Raw genomic sequence first — 410 nt, 5'->3', positions numbered from 1 at the left:
CAGATACAGGAGATCCCGTATGTACTCTACTAACTCTTCAGCTGCTTTTCAAGTTTCCAATGAATCGAATAACGGTCTGCTTTTCATTCCCTCATCGCTGCCGGGCTTTACCCAGTCAGGTGTTTATCCCCGGATCGATGCTTCCGGAAACCATTCCATCTATCAGTGTGACGGAGTACTCTGTGAAGTCACTGATGAAGAACGAATCTGCCCCGTTTGCGGTCAGAAGATGCACATCAAATCATCTCGTTCAATCACACTGCGCCACCTTCCCTTTGGCTTTACTTATATCCATGTCACCGTGAAGGTTCAGCGCCTCTTCTGCGAGAACGGCCATCATACACAAATGCGATCTATTCCATTCAGAGCACAGAAGCATACGATTACTACAGCTCTCGAATCGTACATTG

General features: G+C 47.1%; 1 protein-coding gene. It reads left to right on the top strand.

What is annotated here, in order from left to right:
* Positions 1-19: 19 nt before the first annotated feature.
* A partial coding sequence (locus Afil_RS10755; RefSeq protein ID WP_230268550.1) for a transposase family protein occupies positions 20-410 on the top strand: 391 nt, incomplete at its 3' end.

This window comes from Allobaculum fili (assembly GCF_020969955.1).
Classification (GTDB): domain Bacteria; phylum Bacillota_I; class Bacilli_A; order Erysipelotrichales; family Erysipelotrichaceae; genus Allobaculum; species Allobaculum fili.
Note: the sequence above shows the minus strand (reverse complement) of the source record. Positions and strands in the feature narration are given on the sequence as shown.